The 18,410-nt window shown below is 56.5% G+C and carries 16 protein-coding genes; 8 read left to right on the top strand and 8 right to left on the bottom strand.

Annotation, left to right across the window (positions count from 1 at the left end):
• Window positions 1-94: 94 nt before the first annotated feature.
• Entirely contained in the window at window positions 95-907 is an 813-nt protein-coding gene (gene btuF, locus J9880_RS03765) for a vitamin B12 ABC transporter substrate-binding protein BtuF (RefSeq protein ID WP_232770439.1), read from the bottom strand.
• A gap of 10 nt (window positions 908-917) precedes the next feature.
• Complete coding sequence (gene mtnN / locus J9880_RS03760) at window positions 918-1,622, bottom strand: 5'-methylthioadenosine/S-adenosylhomocysteine nucleosidase (RefSeq protein WP_131694406.1); 705 nt, start codon at window positions 1,620-1,622, stop codon at window positions 918-920.
• Between the two features lie 182 nt (window positions 1,623-1,804).
• On the opposite strand from mtnN, the gene dgt reads away from it, so the two are divergent.
• The 6 genes from dgt (at window position 1,805) to gudD (ending at window position 10,677) form a co-directional block, all read left to right on the top strand.
• Window positions 1,805-3,319: a dGTPase gene (dgt, locus tag J9880_RS03755; protein WP_232770103.1), complete on the top strand. Its 1,515-nt coding sequence runs from the start codon at window positions 1,805-1,807 to the stop codon at window positions 3,317-3,319.
• Window positions 3,320-3,525: 206 nt separating this feature from the next.
• Window positions 3,526-4,971 carry a serine endoprotease DegP gene (gene degP / locus J9880_RS03750; protein WP_232770102.1) on the top strand — a complete coding sequence of 482 codons (1,446 nt, stop codon included), beginning with the start codon at window positions 3,526-3,528 and terminating at the stop codon, window positions 4,969-4,971.
• A gap of 239 nt (window positions 4,972-5,210) precedes the next feature.
• The gene (locus tag J9880_RS03745; RefSeq protein WP_095924717.1) at window positions 5,211-6,371 is read left to right on the top strand and encodes a CdaR family transcriptional regulator; all 1,161 of its coding nucleotides are present in this window, start codon (window positions 5,211-5,213) and stop codon (window positions 6,369-6,371) included.
• A 226-nt stretch (window positions 6,372-6,597) separates the two neighbouring features.
• Window positions 6,598-7,971: an MFS transporter gene (locus tag J9880_RS03740; RefSeq protein ID WP_119827032.1), complete on the top strand. Its 1,374-nt coding sequence runs from the start codon at window positions 6,598-6,600 to the stop codon at window positions 7,969-7,971.
• The gene (locus J9880_RS03735; RefSeq protein WP_408637216.1) at window positions 7,971-9,311 is read left to right on the top strand and encodes an enolase C-terminal domain-like protein; all 1,341 of its coding nucleotides are present in this window, start codon (window positions 7,971-7,973) and stop codon (window positions 9,309-9,311) included. The genes J9880_RS03740 and J9880_RS03735 overlap by 1 nt, the downstream gene beginning before the upstream one ends.
• Before the next feature lie 28 nt (window positions 9,312-9,339).
• Window positions 9,340-10,677 (top strand): glucarate dehydratase, encoded by a 1,338-nt coding sequence (gudD, locus tag J9880_RS03730; RefSeq protein ID WP_095924720.1) that lies wholly within the window; start codon window positions 9,340-9,342, stop codon window positions 10,675-10,677.
• 69 nt (window positions 10,678-10,746) lie between these two features.
• Here the strand turns inward: gudD and J9880_RS03725 are convergent, their stop codons facing one another.
• A complete protein-coding gene (locus tag J9880_RS03725; RefSeq protein ID WP_095924721.1) occupies window positions 10,747-11,565 on the bottom strand; it encodes a shikimate 5-dehydrogenase in 819 nt (272 codons plus the stop codon).
• 123 nt (window positions 11,566-11,688) lie between these two features.
• Here J9880_RS03725 and alkB point away from each other — a divergent pair, with 123 nt between their 5' ends.
• Both alkB and J9880_RS03715 read left to right on the top strand, forming a co-directional pair.
• Window positions 11,689-12,342, top strand: coding sequence for a DNA oxidative demethylase AlkB (gene alkB / locus J9880_RS03720; RefSeq protein WP_095924722.1), 654 nt, complete (start codon window positions 11,689-11,691; stop codon window positions 12,340-12,342).
• 108 nt (window positions 12,343-12,450) lie between these two features.
• Window positions 12,451-12,930 (top strand): cold shock domain-containing protein, encoded by a 480-nt coding sequence (locus tag J9880_RS03715; protein ID WP_095924723.1) that lies wholly within the window; start codon window positions 12,451-12,453, stop codon window positions 12,928-12,930.
• A 55-nt stretch (window positions 12,931-12,985) separates the two neighbouring features.
• On the opposite strand, the gene J9880_RS03710 is transcribed toward J9880_RS03715, so the two are convergent.
• The 5 genes from J9880_RS03710 to J9880_RS03690 are packed head-to-tail and all read right to left on the bottom strand — an operon-like array spanning window position 12,986 to window position 18,405.
• Window positions 12,986-13,954: a Csu type fimbrial protein gene (locus tag J9880_RS03710; protein WP_095924724.1), complete on the bottom strand. Its 969-nt coding sequence runs from the start codon at window positions 13,952-13,954 to the stop codon at window positions 12,986-12,988.
• Complete coding sequence (locus J9880_RS03705) at window positions 13,951-16,485, bottom strand: fimbria/pilus outer membrane usher protein (RefSeq protein WP_232770101.1); 2,535 nt, start codon at window positions 16,483-16,485, stop codon at window positions 13,951-13,953. Before J9880_RS03705 ends, J9880_RS03710 begins: the two co-directional genes overlap by 4 nt.
• Before the next feature lie 18 nt (window positions 16,486-16,503).
• On the bottom strand, window positions 16,504-17,316 hold the full coding sequence (locus J9880_RS03700) for a fimbrial biogenesis chaperone (protein ID WP_095924726.1): 813 nt from the start codon (window positions 17,314-17,316) through the stop codon (window positions 16,504-16,506).
• Window positions 17,317-17,335: 19 nt separating this feature from the next.
• Entirely contained in the window at window positions 17,336-17,878 is a 543-nt protein-coding gene (locus tag J9880_RS03695; protein WP_095924727.1) for a Csu type fimbrial protein, read from the bottom strand.
• Between the two features lie 8 nt (window positions 17,879-17,886).
• Window positions 17,887-18,405 (bottom strand): Csu type fimbrial protein, encoded by a 519-nt coding sequence (locus J9880_RS03690; protein WP_095924728.1) that lies wholly within the window; start codon window positions 18,403-18,405, stop codon window positions 17,887-17,889.
• Between the last annotated feature and the right edge of the window lie 5 nt (window positions 18,406-18,410).

Raw genomic sequence — 18,410 nt, 5'->3', positions numbered from 1 at the left:
GGGCAGAATTATTGATTTCGGTTAATAAAGCAACAATTCGGAAAAATGCCATGCCGGTTATTTGCGGGGACAGGGCTAAATAGTTAGTAAGCATTCACCCCTGAGGCAAGGCTGCCAGCTGAGGGCAAAGCTGACGGGCGGCCAGAAGGATCCGCGGCCCCGCACGGCTGAACCAGTCGGCATCCAGCGCAATCACCGGCACGCTGAACAACGAACGCCAGTAATCCTCAATCACCTGTTTTTGTGATTTTCCGCCCGATATAACAATCACCTGCGGATGACGGCTTAAAACCTGTTCCCGGCTGACCTGAGGCCACGGCACACGGCTGTCGGCGAAAATGTTTTTTGCACCACAGACGTCCAGCACTTCGCTTTGCATCGTGGCAGACGAGGCGGTAAACAACGGCTGGGTGCCGAACTGAATAAAGGCCGGAACCGGCTTTTCACGGTGATATTTCAGCTTGAGAGCCTGCCATTGCTGGCGGAAATCGGCGGCGGCGTGCTTTGCCATTTCCGGAGAAGGGCTGTAAATCGCCAGTTGTTCCAGCGCCTGCGCCACCTGCCCGGCATTTTGCGGATCAAGATAAACCACGCGGATGCCCAGCGAAGTGAGCTGATCAAGCGGGCGCTGCGGATTGCCGCCCCGCCAGGCGAGCACCAGATCCGGTTTCAATGTCACGATGCGTTCGACATTGATCCCCTGCCAGTCCGCCACCTGTTCGGTCTTGCTGGCCTGGGGCGGATAATCGGAGTAAGCACTAACTCCGACTAACCGGTCGCCCAGACCGGCAGCGTACGCCAGTTCGGTCAGATTAGGTGCCAGACTGATCACCCGTTGCGCCGGTGCCGCGATAACCGCAGCAGGCATCAGCAGGCCAAGCAACATGAGACAGAACCGGCGCAGTATCACGTGACGGTTACTCTTCTGACGCGGCCAGCGCAGTCAGCATTGCATCAACCATCAGGGTAGATTGTTGTGCAGCCACCACCAGAAACTCTTCGAAGCTCAGGTGAGATTCACCGTCCGCCACGTCAGAAATCGCGCGAACCACCACGAAAGGTGTGCCAAACAGATGGCAGACGTGGCCGATGGCCGCCGCTTCCATTTCGACAGCAGCCACCTGCGGGAAGGTGGCGCGGATGCGTGCCAGCGGCGCAGCGCCGTTGATGAAAGCATCGCCGCTGCACACCAGACCGCGTACGGCGTTCAGGTTCAGTTCACGGATGCAGTTTTCAGCCAGCGTAATCAGTTCAGGATCGGCGGTGAAGGCCGGCGGGCAACCGGCCATCTGACCCGGCTCATAACCAAATGCGGTGACGTCGGCATCGTGATAACGCACTTCGTCCGATACCACGATATCGCCCACTTTCAGCGTTTTCGCCAGACCGCCTGCGGAACCGGTATTGATCACCACGTCAGGGCGGCAATGTTCCAGTAACAGCGTGGTGCCCATGGCGGCAGACACTTTACCGATGCCGGATTTCAGCAGCGCCACGTCCACGCCGTTTAACTGGCCGGTGTAGATTTCGCAGCCTGCACGTTCGATGGTCTGACGGTTGATGATTTTGTCGCGCAGCAGGGTCACTTCCTGCTCCATTGCGCCGATGATGCCTACTTTCATATAAATACTCGCAGATGTGGGTGGAATGAGCCGCAGCGGGTGCGGAATTGAAGGTTTAATCACGAAAACAATGCGCGATAGTCTATCATGGCTAGTGACAAGAGATAATGCGTTTGGGATGCGGGTTTGTAACGCAACCGCGTGTCACTTAGACGCGTGAGTGGCTGAAAAGGTGGGAAATCATGTCCGGGATCGATTTTAAAGCGAAATTCAATTTTCAACGCCCTTTCAGTGCCACGATCGAGGCGCGCGATGCCTATGACGTCGTCCGTCAGTTTGAAAGCGATCGCGGACGGATTATTAACTCCGCCGCCATCCGCCGCCTGCAACAAAAGACGCAGGTGTTTCCGCTGGAAAAAAACGCCGCCGTCCGCAGCCGCCTGACCCATTCCCTGGAAGTTCAGCAGGTAGGGCGTCACATCGCCAAAGAAATTCTGCACCGTCTGCGCCGTCAGGGAAAACTTGAGGCTTACGGGCTGGACGAGGTGACCGATCCCTTTGAAAGCGTGGTGGAAATGGCGTGTCTGATGCATGACATCGGCAACCCGCCGTTCGGCCATTTCGGCGAATCTGCCATTAACAACTGGTTTGCCAGACGCATGGATACCGCCGGATGTGGCGAAACGCCGCCGGAAACCGATGCCTGTCTGGTCGCCTGTCTGCGCCTGACGTCCGGCGACGTTGAACTCAACCGCCTGCGCAGCAAAATCCGCTATGACCTGTGCAATTTTGAAGGCAACGCGCAGGCTATCCGGCTGGTGTTTACGCTGCTGAAACTCAATCTCACCTACAGCCAGACCGCCTGCATCCTGAAATACACCCGTCCGGCGTATTCGCTGAGCAAACTGCCATCGCATGATTATCTGATGAAAAAGCCGGGGTTTTATCTGGCGGAAGAACCTTTCATCAAAAAACTGCGCAGCGAGCTGGATCTGGGGGAATTTAACCGTTTTCCACTGACTTACATTATGGAAGCGGCCGATGACATTTCTTACTGTATTGCGGATCTGGAAGATGCGGTGGAGAAAAGTATTTTCAGCGTGGATCAGCTATATAAGTATCTGTGCCGCGAATGGGGCGAGATCGGCAAAAATGACTTCTTCGATAAAGTGGTACGTACCGCCTACGAAAAAATGGATAACGCCAAAACGTTCCGTAATCCGGTGGATTACTTCTTTATGGAACTGCGCGTGCAGACCGTCAAGCAACTGGTGCCGCATGCGGCCCGCCGGTTCATTGATAATATAGAAGATATTTATCAGGGCACCTTTAATCACGCGTTACTTGAAGATGACAGTCAGGCCAACCGGTTGTTAGAAATTTATAAAAGCGTGGCCTTCAAACAGGTATTCAACCATCCCGAAGTGGAAGAGCTGGAATTACAAGGCTACCGGGTGATCAGCGGATTGCTGGATATTTACAGCCCGCTGCTGGATATGCCGCTGACCGATTTTACTCAGCTGGTTCAGGAAGATACGCACCGGAAATATCCGATAGAAACCCGTCTGTTGCATAAGATTTCTGCCAAACACCGTCTGGCCTACAACAATGCGGTGGCGGCGCTGGAAGGATTACCGGTGGCGGAACATGCCGCGCAGGAATTTTATTACCGGGCGCGAATGATTCAGGATTATATCAGCGGAATGACCGACCTTTATGCGTATGATGAATACAGAAGACTCATGGCTGCGGAATAGTTCTCATTAAAAGGAAAGTTTAAATGTCTTTAATTTTCTTTACGGAACTGTCTGAAAAAACGCCATTTGTAAATGCTGACAATACTTTTTTACCATTGTCAGATCGACCCTGATGAACTTCACGCTATTAATTACATCTCAGTATCACGACTACCAAGCAATGCGACTATTTTGGTTGCCACAATAATTTTAAGAGATCCTGAAAAATGAAAAAATCGAGTTTATTCCTCAGCGCATTAGCGTTAAGTATCGGTATGGCAATGGCCCCGGTTTCTTCTGCGCTGGCCGCCGAAACGGCGTCTTCCAGCACGACGCAGCTGCCAAGTCTGGCACCGATGCTTGAGAAAGTGATGCCGTCCGTGGTGAGCGTTAACGTCGAAGGCAGCGCACCGGTGAAAACACCGCGTATGGGCCAGCAGTTCCAGCAGTTCTTTGGTCAGAATTCTCCGCTGTGTCAGGACGGTTCACCGTTCCAGGGCTCGCCGGTTTGTCAGGGCGGCGGTCAGGGGCCAGATGGTCAGCCCGCGCCTGAGCAGAAAGAAGATTTCCGTGCGCTGGGTTCCGGCGTGATCATTGATGCCGATAAAGGTTATGTGGTCACCAACAACCACGTGGTGGATAACGCCACCAAAATCAGCGTACAGCTTAACGATGGCCGTAAGTTCGACGCGAAAGTGATCGGCAAAGATCCGCGTTCTGACATTGCAGTGATCCAGTTACAAAATGCGAAAAACCTGACGGCCATTAAAATGGCGGATTCCGAGCAGCTGCGCGTCGGCGATTACACCGTGGCGATCGGTAACCCGTACGGTCTGGGTGAAACCGTGACCTCCGGTATCGTTTCTGCGCTGGGACGTTCCGGCCTGAACATCGAAAACTACGAAAACTTCATCCAGACGGATGCGGCGATCAACCGCGGTAACTCCGGCGGTGCGCTGGTGAACCTGAACGGTGAACTGATCGGCCTGAACACTGCGATCCTGGCACCGGACGGCGGCAACATCGGTATCGGTTTTGCGATCCCAAGTAACATGGTGAAAAACCTGTCCAAACAGATGATCGAATTCGGTCAGGTGAAACGTGGCGAACTGGGCATCATGGGCACCGAGCTGAACTCTGAACTGGCGAAAGCCATGAAAGTGGACGCCCAACGTGGCGCATTCATCAGCCAGGTGATGCCGAAATCTGCGGCTGAAAAAGCGGGCATCAAAGCCGGTGACGTGATCCTGAGCATGAACGGTAAACCGATCAGCAGCTTCGCTTCGTTCCGTGCGGATATCGGCACCATGCCAATCGGCACCAAAGTCACCCTCGGCCTGCTGCGTGAAGGCAAACCGATGAACGTGGACGTGACCATTGAGCAAAGTACTCAGACACCTAAAGTCGAATCCGGCAACATTTACACCGGTATCGAAGGGGCGGAACTGAGCAACGGCGCAGCGGGCGACCAGAAAGGCGTGAAAGTGGATGACGTGAAAGCCGGTTCTACCGCCGCGCGCATCGGCCTGAAAAAAGGCGACGTGATCCTGGGCGTGAATCAGCAGAAAGTCGCCAATCTGGGCGAACTGCGTAAAATTCTCGACACCAAGCCAAACGTTCTGGCGCTGGATATTCAGCGTGGCGACACCTCGATTTACCTGCTGGCGCAGTAATTTCTGCCCGCAGTGTCCCGACAAGAAGCACGCTCCGGCGTGCTTTTTTTTGTCTGCTGTTCAGCGTTTCCCACCCATGACCGGTTTTTTGCAGGCAAGTCTGGGCATTTGCTTAAAAATGTGACTTTCCCCGCAACTTCAACAGGCGCTTTCGCTCTTTGGGCATTTGCATAATGTATGGCCGTCCCGGCCTGAGTATGCTGTTTTTACAACGATAAAACAGGCAAGGCAGGGGCTCCATGTCGGCGTATCATCTCGATGCAAAGCTGGCGCAACAAATTGTTGCCCGCACAATGCAAATTATTGATAGTAATGTGAATGTCATGGATGGCCGCGGAAGGATTATCGGCAGTGGCGACGACCAGCGCCTTGGTGAATTGCACGAAGGGGCTTTACTGTCTATTTCGCAGGAACGTATTGTCGATATCGACGAAGGCGTGGCAAGGCATTTGCACGGTGTGCGTCCGGGCATCAACCTGCCGCTGCGTATTGATGGCCAGATCGTGGGCGTCATTGGTCTGACGGGCAATCCGTCTCAGTTGCGCCAGTACGGCGAACTGGTGTGTATGACCGCCGAAATGATGCTCGAACAAGCGCGTTTGCTGCATATGCTGGCGCAGGACAGCCGTCTGCGTGAAGAACTGGTGCTGAATTTGATCCGCGTGGACGAGCTTTCTCCGGCGCTGATGGAATGGGCGCAGCGTCTGGGCATCGACCTGAACCGGCCGCGCGTCGCTGCGGTGGTGGAGGTCGACAGCGGCCAGTTGGGTGTCGATTCCGCGATGGCCGAGCTGCAACAGCTGCAAACCCTGCTGACCACGCCGGAGCGCGACAACCTGATCGCCATTGTCTCCCTCACCGAAATGGTGGTGCTGAAACCGGCGCTGAACAGCTACGATCGCTGGGATCCGGACGGCCACCGCCAGCGCATCGATCATCTGCTTTCCCGCATGACCGAAACCGGTCGTCTGCGCGTACGCATTTCCCTCGGTAACTTCTTTACCGGCCCCGGCAGCATCGCCCGTTCATACCGCACCGCGCGCACCACCATGACCGTCGGTAAACAGCGGATGCCGGAACAACGCTGCTATTTCTATCAGGATCTGATCCTGCCGGTGCTGCTCGACAGCCTGCGCGGCGGCTGGCAGGCCGACGAACTGGTGCGTCCGCTGGCCCGTCTGAAAGCCACTGACGGCAACGGATTATTGCGCCGCACGCTGACCTCGTGGTTCCACAATAATGTGCAGCCGACCGCCACCTCGAAAGCCCTCTATATTCACCGTAATACGCTGGAATATCGCCTCAACCGCATCTCTGAATTAACCGGTCTGGATCTGGGGAATTTCGACGATCGTTTATTGCTGTATGTCGCGCTGCAATTAGATAACGACCAGTTGTGACAGCCATCACAGCTGTTTCATTTTTTGTGAAACAACTCGCACGGCGCTGGGCATTTGCCTCAGGATAAATGCAAAGGACGGTTCAAGCCTGTTGTATTGCCCAATGAGTAAAAGGAATGTTGTTCATATACTGGCTGCGTTCCTTCCTCTCTGAACCCTACAGTTCTGTGAATGGAATGACTTTTATCTCTGTGTAGAGGCGTTGTCATTAATTCCGGAGAACACCATGGAAACTACCGTTTCAGCAGCCAGTGCCGTCAAAAAAAGAACTAACGCGCGCTACTGGATAGTGGTGATGTTATTTATTGTCACCTCATTTAATTACGGCGATCGTGCCACGTTATCCATTGCCGGTTCGGCGATGGCCAAAGATATCGGACTGGATTCCGTCGGGATGGGCTATATTTTCTCGGCATTTTCCTGGGCGTATGTGATCGGGCAAATACCCGGTGGCTGGCTGCTGGATAAATTCGGCTCGAAAAAAGTGTATTTCTACAGCATTTTCATCTGGTCGTTGTTCACCCTGTTGCAGGGCTTCGTCGATGTCTTCAGCGGCTTCGGCATTGTCGTTTCGCTGTTTGCCTTACGTTTTCTGGTCGGTCTGGCCGAAGCGCCTTCCTTCCCCGGCAACAGCCGTATCGTCGCGGCCTGGTTCCCGGCTCAGGAACGCGGCACCGCTGTTTCAATTTTTAACTCCGCGCAGTACTTCGCCACGGTAATTTTCGCCCCGATCATGGGCTGGCTGACGCATGAAGTGGGCTGGTCACACGTCTTCTTCTTTATGGGCGGTCTGGGGATCGTACTGAGTTTCATCTGGCTGAAAGTGATCCACGATCCGAAAGATCATCCGGGCGTGAATCAGGCGGAACTCGATTACATGGAAGCCGGTGGCGCACTGATCAACATGGATCAGAAGACCACCAAAAAAGCCGTCGTCAAAGGCGAAAAAGCCTTCCAACTTAAACAATTACTGAAATCACGCATGATGATTGGCATCTACATCGGCCAGTACTGCATCAATGCGCTGACCTACTTCTTCATCACCTGGTTCCCGGTGTATCTGGTGCAGGCGCGCGGCATGTCGATCCTCAAAGCGGGCATGGTGGCCTCGGTACCGGCAATTTGCGGCTTCCTCGGCGGCGTACTGGGCGGGGTTATTTCCGACTGGCTGATGCGCAGAACCAACAACCTGACGCTGTCGCGCAAGGCACCGATTGTGGTCGGCATGCTGTTGTCGATGTCGATGATCTTCTGCAACTACGTCAGCACCGAATGGATGGTGGTCGGCATTATGGCCTTCGCCTTCTTCGGCAAAGGGCTGGGCGCATTGGGCTGGGCAGTGATGGCCGACACCGCACCGAAAGAAATCAGCGGGCTGAGCGGCGGGCTGTTCAACATGTTCGGTAACGTCTCCGGCATCATCACCCCCATCGCCATCGGCTACATTATCGGCACCACCGGTTCCTTCAACGGCGCGCTGATTTATGTCGGCATCCACGCGCTGCTCGCCGTGGTCAGCTACCTGTTTATTGTCGGAAAAATCGAACGCATCCAGCTTCGCCCGTATGCCGTTACCGGCACAGTAAAAGGAGAAAGATAATGAGTACGCCATCCTCGCCGGTCATCACGGATATGCAGGTTATTCCGGTGGCAGGGCATGACAGCATGCTGATGAATATCGGGGGCGCGCACGGCGCTTACTTCACCCGCAATATCGTGATCCTCAAAGACAGCGCCGGAAATACCGGCGTCGGCGAAGCGCCGGGCGGAGAGGTGATCTACAACACGCTGGTGGAAGCCATTGCGCAGGTGAAGGGTCAGGAAGTGGCGCGCATGAACCGGCTGGTGCATCAGATCCACGCCGGCAATCAGTCGTCGGATTTTGATTCTTTCGGCAAAGGCGCGTGGACGTTTGAACTGCGGGTGAACGCCGTCGCGGCACTGGAAGCCGCGCTGCTGGATCTGATGGGCAAATTCCTCGGCGTGCCGGTGTGCGAACTGCTCGGGCCGGGCAAACAGCGTGATGAAGTGACGGTGCTCGGTTATCTCTTTTATATCGGCGACCGGCAGAAAACCGATTTGCCGTATCAGGAAGGCGAGCGCGGCACGCACGACTGGTATCTCCTGCGTCATCAGGAAGCGATGAACAGTGAGGCGGTGGTGCGGCTGGCGGAAGCGGCGCAGGATCGTTATGGCTTCAAAGATTTCAAACTCAAAGGCGGCGTGCTGCCGGGCGAACAGGAGATCGACGCGGTCAAGGCGCTGGCAAAACGTTTTCCCGATGCGCGAATTACTGTCGATCCGAACGGCGCGTGGCTGCTGGATGAAGCCATCTACCTGTGCAAAGACCTGCATGGGATCCTCAGTTACGCCGAAGATCCGTGCGGCGCGGAGCAGGGCTTTTCCGGCCGCGAGGTGATGGCCGAATTCCGCCGCGCGACAGGCTTACCGGTCGCGACCAACATGATCGCCACCAACTGGCGCGAGATGCAGCACGCGGTGATGTTGCAGTCGGTGGATATCCCGCTGGCGGATCCGCATTTCTGGACCCTGCACGGTGCGGTGCGCGTCGCGCAACTTTGCGACGAATGGGGCCTGACCTGGGGCTGCCATTCGAATAACCATTTTGATATTTCGCTGGCGATGTTTACCCATGTTGGCGCGGCCGTACCGGGTAAACCGACTGCGATAGACACGCACTGGATCTGGCAGGAAGGCAACCAGCGCCTGACCAAAGAGCCGCTGCAAATTGTGAACGGGAAAATCAAAGTGCCAGAAAAACCGGGGCTGGGCGTGGAGATCGACATGGATCAAATCCATCGCGCCCACGAGTTACACCGGAAATTGCCGACCGGCGCGCGTAACGATGCCGCCGCGATGCAGTATCTGATCCCCGGCTGGACATTCGATCGCAAGCGCCCGGCCATGGGGCGCGGTTAACGGAATCTGACGTTACTAAGGAGTAAGCATGACCTCTTCATCTACACCTAAAATTGTCTCCATGCAGGTGATCCCGGTTGCCGGACACGACAGCATGTTGCTGAATCTCAGCGGTGCGCATGCGCCGTTTTTCACCCGTAACATCCTGATCCTCAAAGACAGCAGCGGTAACACCGGCGTCGGTGAAGTACCGGGCGGTGAGAAAATCCGTCAGACGCTGGATGATGCCGCGTTGCTGGTGACCGGCAAAACGCTGGGTGAATACAAGAATGTGATGACGGCGGTGCGCGAAAAATTCGCTGACCGCGATGCCTCCGGCCGGGGTTTACAGACCTTCGATTTACGCACCACCATTCATGTCGTGACGGCGATTGAAGCCGCGATGCTGGACTTGCTCGGTAAGCATCTGGGCGTCACCGTGGCGTCATTGCTGGGCGACGGACAGCAGCGCGATGAAGTCGAAATGCTTGGCTATCTGTTCTACGTCGGCGACCGCAACAAAACCTCGCTGGGCTATCAGAGCCAGCCGGATGACCGCTGTGACTGGTATCGTCTGCGCCATGAAGAAGCGCTGACACCGGCGGCAGTGGTGCGTCTGGCGGAAGCGGCGTATGACAAATACGGCTTTAACGATTTCAAACTGAAAGGCGGCGTTCTGGCAGGCAGTGAAGAGGCCGAAGCCGTGACGGCGCTGGCGCAGCGGTTCCCGCAGGCGCGCATTACCCTTGATCCCAACGGGGCCTGGTCGCTGAATGAAGCGATCGCATTAGGTAAACAACTGCGCGGCGTGCTGGCGTATGCCGAAGATCCGTGCGGCGCAGAGCAGGGCTTCTCCGGGCGTGAAGTGATGGCGGAATTCCGTCAGGCAACCGGCCTGCCGACCGCCACCAATATGATCGCCACCGACTGGCGTCAGATGGGGCATACCATCCAGCTGAAATCCGTGGATATTCCGCTGGCGGATCCGCATTTCTGGACCATGCAGGGGTCGGTGCGCGTGGCGCAAATGTGTCACGAATGGGGGCTGACCTGGGGCTCGCACTCCAACAATCACTTTGATATTTCGCTGGCGATGTTCACGCAGGTGGCGGCGGCGGCACCGGGCAAAATCACCGCCATCGACACCCACTGGATCTGGCAGGAAGGCAATCAGCGCCTGACCAGAGAACCGTTGCAGATCAAAGGCGGTAAGGTGCGTGTGCCGGAACAGCCGGGTCTGGGCGTAGAGCTGGATATGGATCAGGTAATGAAGGCGCACGAGCTGTACAAAGGCATGGGGCTGGGCGCGCGTAACGATGCGCAGGGCATGCAGTTCCTGGTGCCGGACTGGACGTTTGATCCGAAAAGGCCGTGTCTTGTGCGCTGATCATCGGCGGGATCCGCACCCTTAAAAAAGCCTCTCGCATGAGAGGCTTTTTACGTTCAGAAGGCCAGATCAGCTGCGGGCGTGTGCCGCCGCCTTTTCAATTTGCTCATCAGACGGGCGTACGCCGGTATACAGCACGAACTGCTCGACGGCCTGCAAGGTGGCGACTTCCGCACCGGTGATCACTTTTTTGCCGTGTTCACGGCCATAGCGGATCAGCGGGGTTTCTGCCGGCAGCGCGACGACGTCAAAGACGATGCTGGCGCGGTCAATCACCGCCGGTTCAAAGGCCAGCGAATCGGCTTCCGGGCCACCGGCCATGCCGATGGGCGTGACGTTCACCACCATATCGACGGCCAGATCACCGATGTCGGCTTTCCATTCGTAACCGTATTCTTCCGCCAGTGCGCGACCATTGGCTTCGTTACGGGCAATGATATAGCCCTTTTTGAAACCGGCATCACGGATGGCCGCGACCACCGCTTTACCCATGCCGCCGCTGCCGCGCAGGGCGAAAACGGCGTCACGCGGCACCTGATGGCTGTCGAGCAATTTGGCGACGGCAATGTAATCGGTGTTGTAAGCGCGCAGGAAACCGTCGTCATTGACGATGGTATTCACGGACTGAATGGCGGTGGCGGAAGGATCCAACTCATCAAGGAACGGAATGCAGACTTCCTTGAACGGCATCGAGACTGCGCAGCCGCGAATACCCAGCGCGCGCACGCCTTTCACGGCGGCTTCGATGTCTTTGGTGGAAAAGGCTTTGTAGACGAAGTTCAGGTCTAACGCCTGATAAAGGCTGTTATGAAAACGGGTGCCGAAATTTCCCGGACGACCGGAAAGGGACATACACAGCTGTGTATCTTTATTAATTTCCCGACTCATGATGCTCTCCTGAAAGGGCTTATTGATCTTACTGAACCTTAGCTGAAACGATCCGCCCCGACAATCTGAGTCTGTCTCAAATCCGCTGTTATACTTAACACAGGCATGAACGCGGAGGCTGACATGAATTTGGATCTTTTTGATCATCCCGATTTTCACCCGAACTGGCGGGAAGATCTGTGCCCCGGCGCGGTAGTGTTACGCGGTGCGGCGCTGGCAGAAGATGTGGCGTTACTGGCGGAGATCGACCGCATCGCCGGTCTGGTGCCTTTTCAGTATCGCGCCACGCCGGGCGGTTACGCGATGTCGGTAGCGATGACCAATTGCGGCGATGTCGGCTGGGTGACGGACCGGGCGGGGTATCGCTATCAGGCCGTCTCGCCGGAAAGCCATCAGCAATGGCCGCCGATGCCGGACCTGTTTCGCCAGCTTGCGGTAAATGCCGCAGAGCAGGCCGGATTTCCCGGTTTCGCGCCCGATGCGTGCCTGATCAACCGCTATCAGCCGGGCGCTAAAATGAGCCTGCATCAGGATAAAGACGAGCACGATTTCGGCCAGCCGATTGTCTCGGTCTCGCTGGGCTTACCGGCGGTATTTCAGTTCGGCGGTATGGAACGCAGCGACAAAACGCAGCGTGTGCCGCTGATGCACGGCGATATTGTGGTGTGGGGCGGCCCGTCGCGGCTGCGTTATCACGGCGTATTGCCGCTGAAAGCGGGCGAGCATCCGCTGACCGGTCAGTACCGGTTTAACCTGACTTTCAGAAAAGCAACGTAAAACGGGGTGATCAGGCCGTAAAGCACAGGACTTTGTCCTCATTCTGCTTTACACTGCCGCCCTGCAAAAACTGACATGTTGAATAAATAATTACTTAGGCGGTAAGCGATGAACGGCGTAATCACAACCTGGTTTGAAGATAAAGGTTTCGGTTTTATCAAAGATGAAAACGGCGATAACCGTTATTTCCACGTGATTAAAGTTGCAAACCCTGAGCTGATTAAGAAAGATGCGACAGTGACCTTTGAGCCGACCACCAACAACAAAGGGCTTTCCGCCTTTGCGGTGAAGGTCGAGCCGGAAAGCAAATACATCTTTATTGCCGGTGAGCGCATCAAAATCACCAGCATCAAATCCTTCCTGGCCTTCAATGAAGAAGTGCCTGCGGAAACCAAGATCGACAAAGAAAACGCGGTACTTTCCGTCGGGCTGCTGATGAACCGTATCCGCCCGCAGGAAGAAGAGAAAAAAGCCGAAACCCGCACCATGAAAAAGCTGCTGATCACCACTTTCCAGAACAGCACTTATGTTTTCACTGAAGACGAAATCGACGTGGATGCGACGGTCAAAACGCTGAAAGCCCTGTAATTTCCTGCCTTAAAACCGGTGCGCCTCTGCCGCACCGGGTCTGTTTCTCCCTTCGTTAATACGTCACCGTCACCGTGACCGTGTCGCTGTAGTTCCCGGCGGGCTGATTGCTTTGCGCCAGATTCACCGACGCGGTGTACGGGAACGATTGTGATGTGCCGGTGCCGGTCGCGCTGCTGTTGGTGGCGGCCGTCCAGACCGTGCTGTCGCCCTTAAAGATCTGATATTGCAGATAACTGGTGGTGCTGCCGACGGTGGACGCCATCTGCCGGTACTGGCCTGAACCCGGCACGCTGCTGGTCAGGTTAACGGAATAACTGGCGTTCAGCGTACAGCGCACGCTGATGGTATTCGCCACCACCGTCGTCAGGCCGGAAGGCAGGGCCGCGCTGCCAAAACCAACGTTCGGCGCGCTGTCGATATAGCAAAAGTTAGTGACGTTGAGCGTCAGGTTGACGTTGCCACTGACATTGCCGGTATCGGCGATACACAGCAACGTGCCGACGGCCACCGAGCAGATGTTCCATCTCCAGGCGATAGGGACGGTATCGGTATAGGTGCCCGCCGCCAGATTGGACAGCGTTTGGGGCATGACATACAGGGGCAACGTACCGTTCGGCCCGGAGAACAATCCCAGTAATCCCAGGGCGGTGGTGCTGCTCCAGCTAATCACATCGCCCTGGTTATACACCGTGCCGCAACTGCCGTCTTTACACAGGCTGTAAGGCAGGTACTGGTTGGTCGCTGCGCTGTACAGGCGCGGCTGCGAGCCGCTCGGATGCAGTGTGGCACCAATGGTGGCGGTGATGGTGTTGGTGCCGCCGATACTCAGCAACGGGCCGGTGCAACTTAAGCCGCTGCCGCCTGCGGTCACCAGTGGCGAAGAGCTGACGGCAAAGGAATTTTGAGTGCCCAGCGTGATGGTGGTGGCCGCCGTGGTGCATCCCGCCCGCGCCAGCGATGTCGCACCCAGCAACAGCATCAGCAGTAATCCCTGCGTTATCCACCGCCTGAAAATTCTCATGATTTATCTCCTGCCGTTGCGCCACCCGGACATGCCAGCGGGCCAACCTGCTCAATGCTGTGATGATGGGGGGCCAGGGTGAAACTGACCCGGCATACCGAATGATCTTCCTGCTGAATGTTCAGCACGTTGTTTTCCTGTAAGTGAGAGAAATACACCAGCCCGTCATAGCCGGTGACGGTGGTCTGCTGTGTATTTTGCTCTGTGACCAGAGTGCCCAGCTTGAGCGGTTGTCCGGCGGCGTCGTGCAGGGTGATATTGGCGGACAGCACTTTCTCGACATTGAATTTCACCACCACGCCGCTGCCTTGCTTCACGGCGATGCGGTCATTGACGTTATTGGCGACCACGTCGGCAGGCAGCGGCAGGGTGTCGATTTCCACTTTGGCCGGATAATACGAACTGACGGTTGGGATCAGCAGGTGGCCGTTTTTATCGGTTTTGCCCATTTTCTGATTCTCGAACAGCACCGGAACCTCGGCGTAATGGTCGGTATCCACCACGATAAAGGCATCATTGATCTTGTCTGACAGGAACCAGTCGTTCGCCATAAACACCACGGATCCGCTCAGATCGGCCCAGTTGGTGTAATCGCCCTGATTGCCGTAGAAGCCGCCCTGGATCGTGGCGTAATGGGATTTCCAGGTCGCATCGGCCTGCTGATACGGATTGTTGCCGCCGCTGTAAGCCAGATTCCAGCCCAGACCGCCGTCGGTGGGCGTCGCCTTGCTGGCGCCAATTTGTTCCTGATAATTGCCCGAACTGTCACGTTGTACACCGGCATTCATATTGATGTTGGTGCCAATCGGAATGATGAACTGCAACTGCGCGCTGTAGCCGGTATCGCCCAGCGTTTTGTTGAGCGATAAAAACATACTGCTTTGCCCCCACAGCGAGCGGCTGTAGGAGAAATTCACCAGCCGGGTATGCGAATTGTCATAGGCTTCGACGTCGTAATAGCCGATACCCATGGTGCCGTTGGCGGATCCGAACGGCGATGTGCTGAAGGTGATCTGATCGGCCTGACGGCTTAACCGCGTGTCGCTGGTGTAAGACGTCAGATCCTGATAACCCACCGTGCGTTTTGAACGCAGCGCCGAGAGGCTGAACACCGTCGAATAGTAGGAATAACCCAGCGTGTACTGGCTGCCGTCTTTTTTATCGGTGACATTTTCGCCCAGCGGATTATCGATTTGTCCGCTGGAGTCCGGAATGCCCGGCGTCTGACCGTTGGGATAACCGTTCGGATTGTTCAGCTGATTATTGCTGTCCACCGGCGGATGGTTCGCCTTACTCTGGCTGCCGGAAATGCTCAGCGTCCCCCAGGTACCCACCGCGACATCTGCCCCCAGACCGCCCAGCGCCAGACCTTGCGTCAGTTCGGTATGGCCGGACAGCGTCAGATAATTGCTCAGCCCGTAACGGTAAATGCCACTGAACGCGCCGTCGGAATAATCCCCGTTGGTCACGCCATAATTGTTGCGCACCGCACCGAGTGAAAAATCGAAATCACTGAGATTTTTACGCAGCAGGGTGTTGGAAACATAAAAGGGAACGCTGGTGGAGACCTGCCGCCCGACCGCATCGGTGGTGACAATCGTCGCCTCACCGGCTCCGTTGATATAAGGCACGTTGGTCAGGGTGAACGGCCCGGAATTCAGATTATTGCTGCTGGCCTTATAGCCGTTGAGGAACAGATCGACAGTGGTCGGCACCGCCGCCGTGCCGCTGTATTGCAGCAACGGATACGTCACCAGGTCCGGGCGCACACCGAAGTTACGGCTGATACGCACACCGCCCATGCGCGCCGAGTTACTCCACGTCAGGGAATCGCTGACGAAATCCCCGACCTGATAGCTGATCAGGTTTTTCTCGTCGGTGAACCGCCAGAACGTGTCGTAGCGCAGATAGCCGTCCTGCGTGGTCTGGTCGCCGTTGCTGTTGGGGACGTTATCGATGTTGTAGCGGTATGTGCCGGTATTGGTGATCAGCCCGAGATTGCTGAATAAACGCTGCTCCATCCAGGTGGCGATGGATTTCGCGCCGCCCGGCGGATCGGTGTAATAGGCATCGTAGTTAAACAACAGGCCGGTGCTGCTTTTCGACGGCGTGTAATTCATCAGCGGGTCGCCGCTGACATTCTGGTTCGGCAGCCAGGCATCCGGCACGTTTAACACCAGTTGCTGGCTGGCCGAATCGTATTTCGCTTTGACGTCCGGCAGTTCGCCGACGTTGATCAGCCCCTGCTGGCCGTTAATGTGGATATGGTTTTTTGCCAGCACACCCGCTTCAACAAAGTAGGCGTTATTGCGGTACGTCACCGGCACCACCTGATTATCCGTCTGGCCGTTGACCACAATCGACAGATAAAACATGGCGTCCGTGACCACCGGTGCCGCACGCGGGGCATCGGGCAGCGAGGAATATTCCTGTGCCTGTGCGCTGAACGTACTCAGGCATAACAGGCACAGGCTTCCCCGGAACAACAGCGGTCGTTGATGACCTGCACGGGGAAGGCGTCTGATGGGCATCCGTGGCGGCTCCTGCTGTTACTGGCCGCGCGGGATGACAATCGGTGTCGTGTTATCGGCAATCTGCGCATTCAGCTGCGCGCCCGGCGTCACCCCGGCAGGCACCGCCCAGCGCATTTTTTGCCCCGGCAGCACATACCCCATAAAGCCGCCGACCATGGTTTTCACACCCTGTTTCTGATTGCCGTTAGCTGACCAGAACACGTTGCTCAGCCGCGCATGCACGATGCCGGTATTGCGCACCTGCAAATAGGTTTTACCGCCGTCGGACACCGTCTGCCACGTCAGGATCGGGCGCGTTGCGGTGTCAGGATCGCGTTTCATATCCGCGCGATCATTGGTCCACAAACTGCCGCCATCCATAAACAACGGCAGCAGATAACGCATCTGCAATTGCAGCCCGACCACGGCTTTGTCTTTGCCCTCACCGGCGCTGTTCAGCGGCGACGGGATTTCATCAATGATAATGCGGTACGCCTGCTCGGTATTGGCCGGCACCGGCGTGTTGCGGATAAGCCTGATCAGCTGGCGTTGCCCCGGCGGTACGGTCGCGAAAGGCGGGCTGGCGACCACATTGGTCTGATCGGCATACTTTTCATTGTAATTTTCCTGCTTCCAGGCCAGCACCCGCACCTGCAAGGAGACCGGCTCCGCGCCCCGGTTTTCCAGCCACAGGGCGGATCCGTTCTGATCGGATTCAATAATCTGGTACACCGGCCAGACCAGCACCGAACTGGCGGCCTGCGCGGTCACGGAGGAAAGCAGTGCGCAACCCAGTGCGGCGGCAGCGAAAAGGCGGGAAAGGGTCGGGCGTAAAAACAGTCTCTTCATGGTTTCATATCCTGATGATTCAATAAGTTAACGTTACGGTGACGGTATCGGTATAAGTCCCGGCGGAAGGCAGGGTGGTCACAGCGTATAAACGGGCATAAACCGGATAGGTTTGGGTGGTGCCCGGAAAACTGGGGATGGACATCACCAGCGTGCCGTTGCCCCAGACCAGGCTGCGGGCGGCATCGCGGAAAAGCTGGTAGCCCAGCTGATCGGTATTGGTGGTGTTTTGCATAAAGCGGCGCGTGGCGGTGCCGCCGTGGGTGCCGTAATCCATGGCAATACTGACGGAGGTGCCCGGCGTACAGGTCACCACCACCGAGCCTGCGCCGGTGCTGCTGACGGTATCGACGTTGCTGGTGATGGACGACATGGAGCCGAAATTGAGGGTGCCGAGGTTGGAGGTCGGGCTGGACAGCGAGCTGCCGAAGGCACAGCCGTTGGTGAGGGAGGCCGAAACGGTAAAGGCGGCGACCGCCGTGTCGGCATTCGCCGTGCTGCACGGTATCAGCGGCACAAGCAGCATCAGCCATAGCGGCGAAATGCGCAGACGCCCGGACATAGCCACCTCTACCAGGATACGGTGACATTCACCGTATCCTGATAAACCCCGGCGGCGGGCGTGGTTTGCGCCGGAACGCGGCCATAAACCGTGCTCCACTGATCCGCACCGTTACCTGTGCCGCTGACGCCGGTGGTGTTGTCCCAGACGGTGGTACGCGCCGCCGTGGTGTAGAGATTGTATTGCAGGGTGGAGGCGCTGTTGGTGGTGTTAACCATCCGGCGCGCAGTGACCACGCCGCTGCTGCCGCCATCCATCACGATTTTGTAGGTCAGGCCGGTCACGCATTTGACGCGGATCGATCCCGCCAGCTGGGCGCTGGTGGCGTTGATGGCGCTGGTGAGTGAGGCGTAATTGCCAAAATTCAGCGTACCAAAACTGGTGCTGCCGGACGTCGTGGTTCCCGCTTCACAGGCGGGCAGCAACGTGGCACTGATGCCTATCGTCGCTGCCTGACTAAAGGGAATGCGCATCTGCATCGACACCACCAGTGCGGCTGGCAGTAGCAGCAGTACCTTGATGTCCATGATCT

The sequence above is a fragment of the Rahnella victoriana genome (assembly GCF_021276285.1).
GTDB lineage: Bacteria > Pseudomonadota > Gammaproteobacteria > Enterobacterales > Enterobacteriaceae > Rahnella > Rahnella victoriana.
The sequence above is the reverse complement of the archived record's forward strand: the minus strand, read 5'-3'. Positions and strand labels throughout refer to the sequence as shown.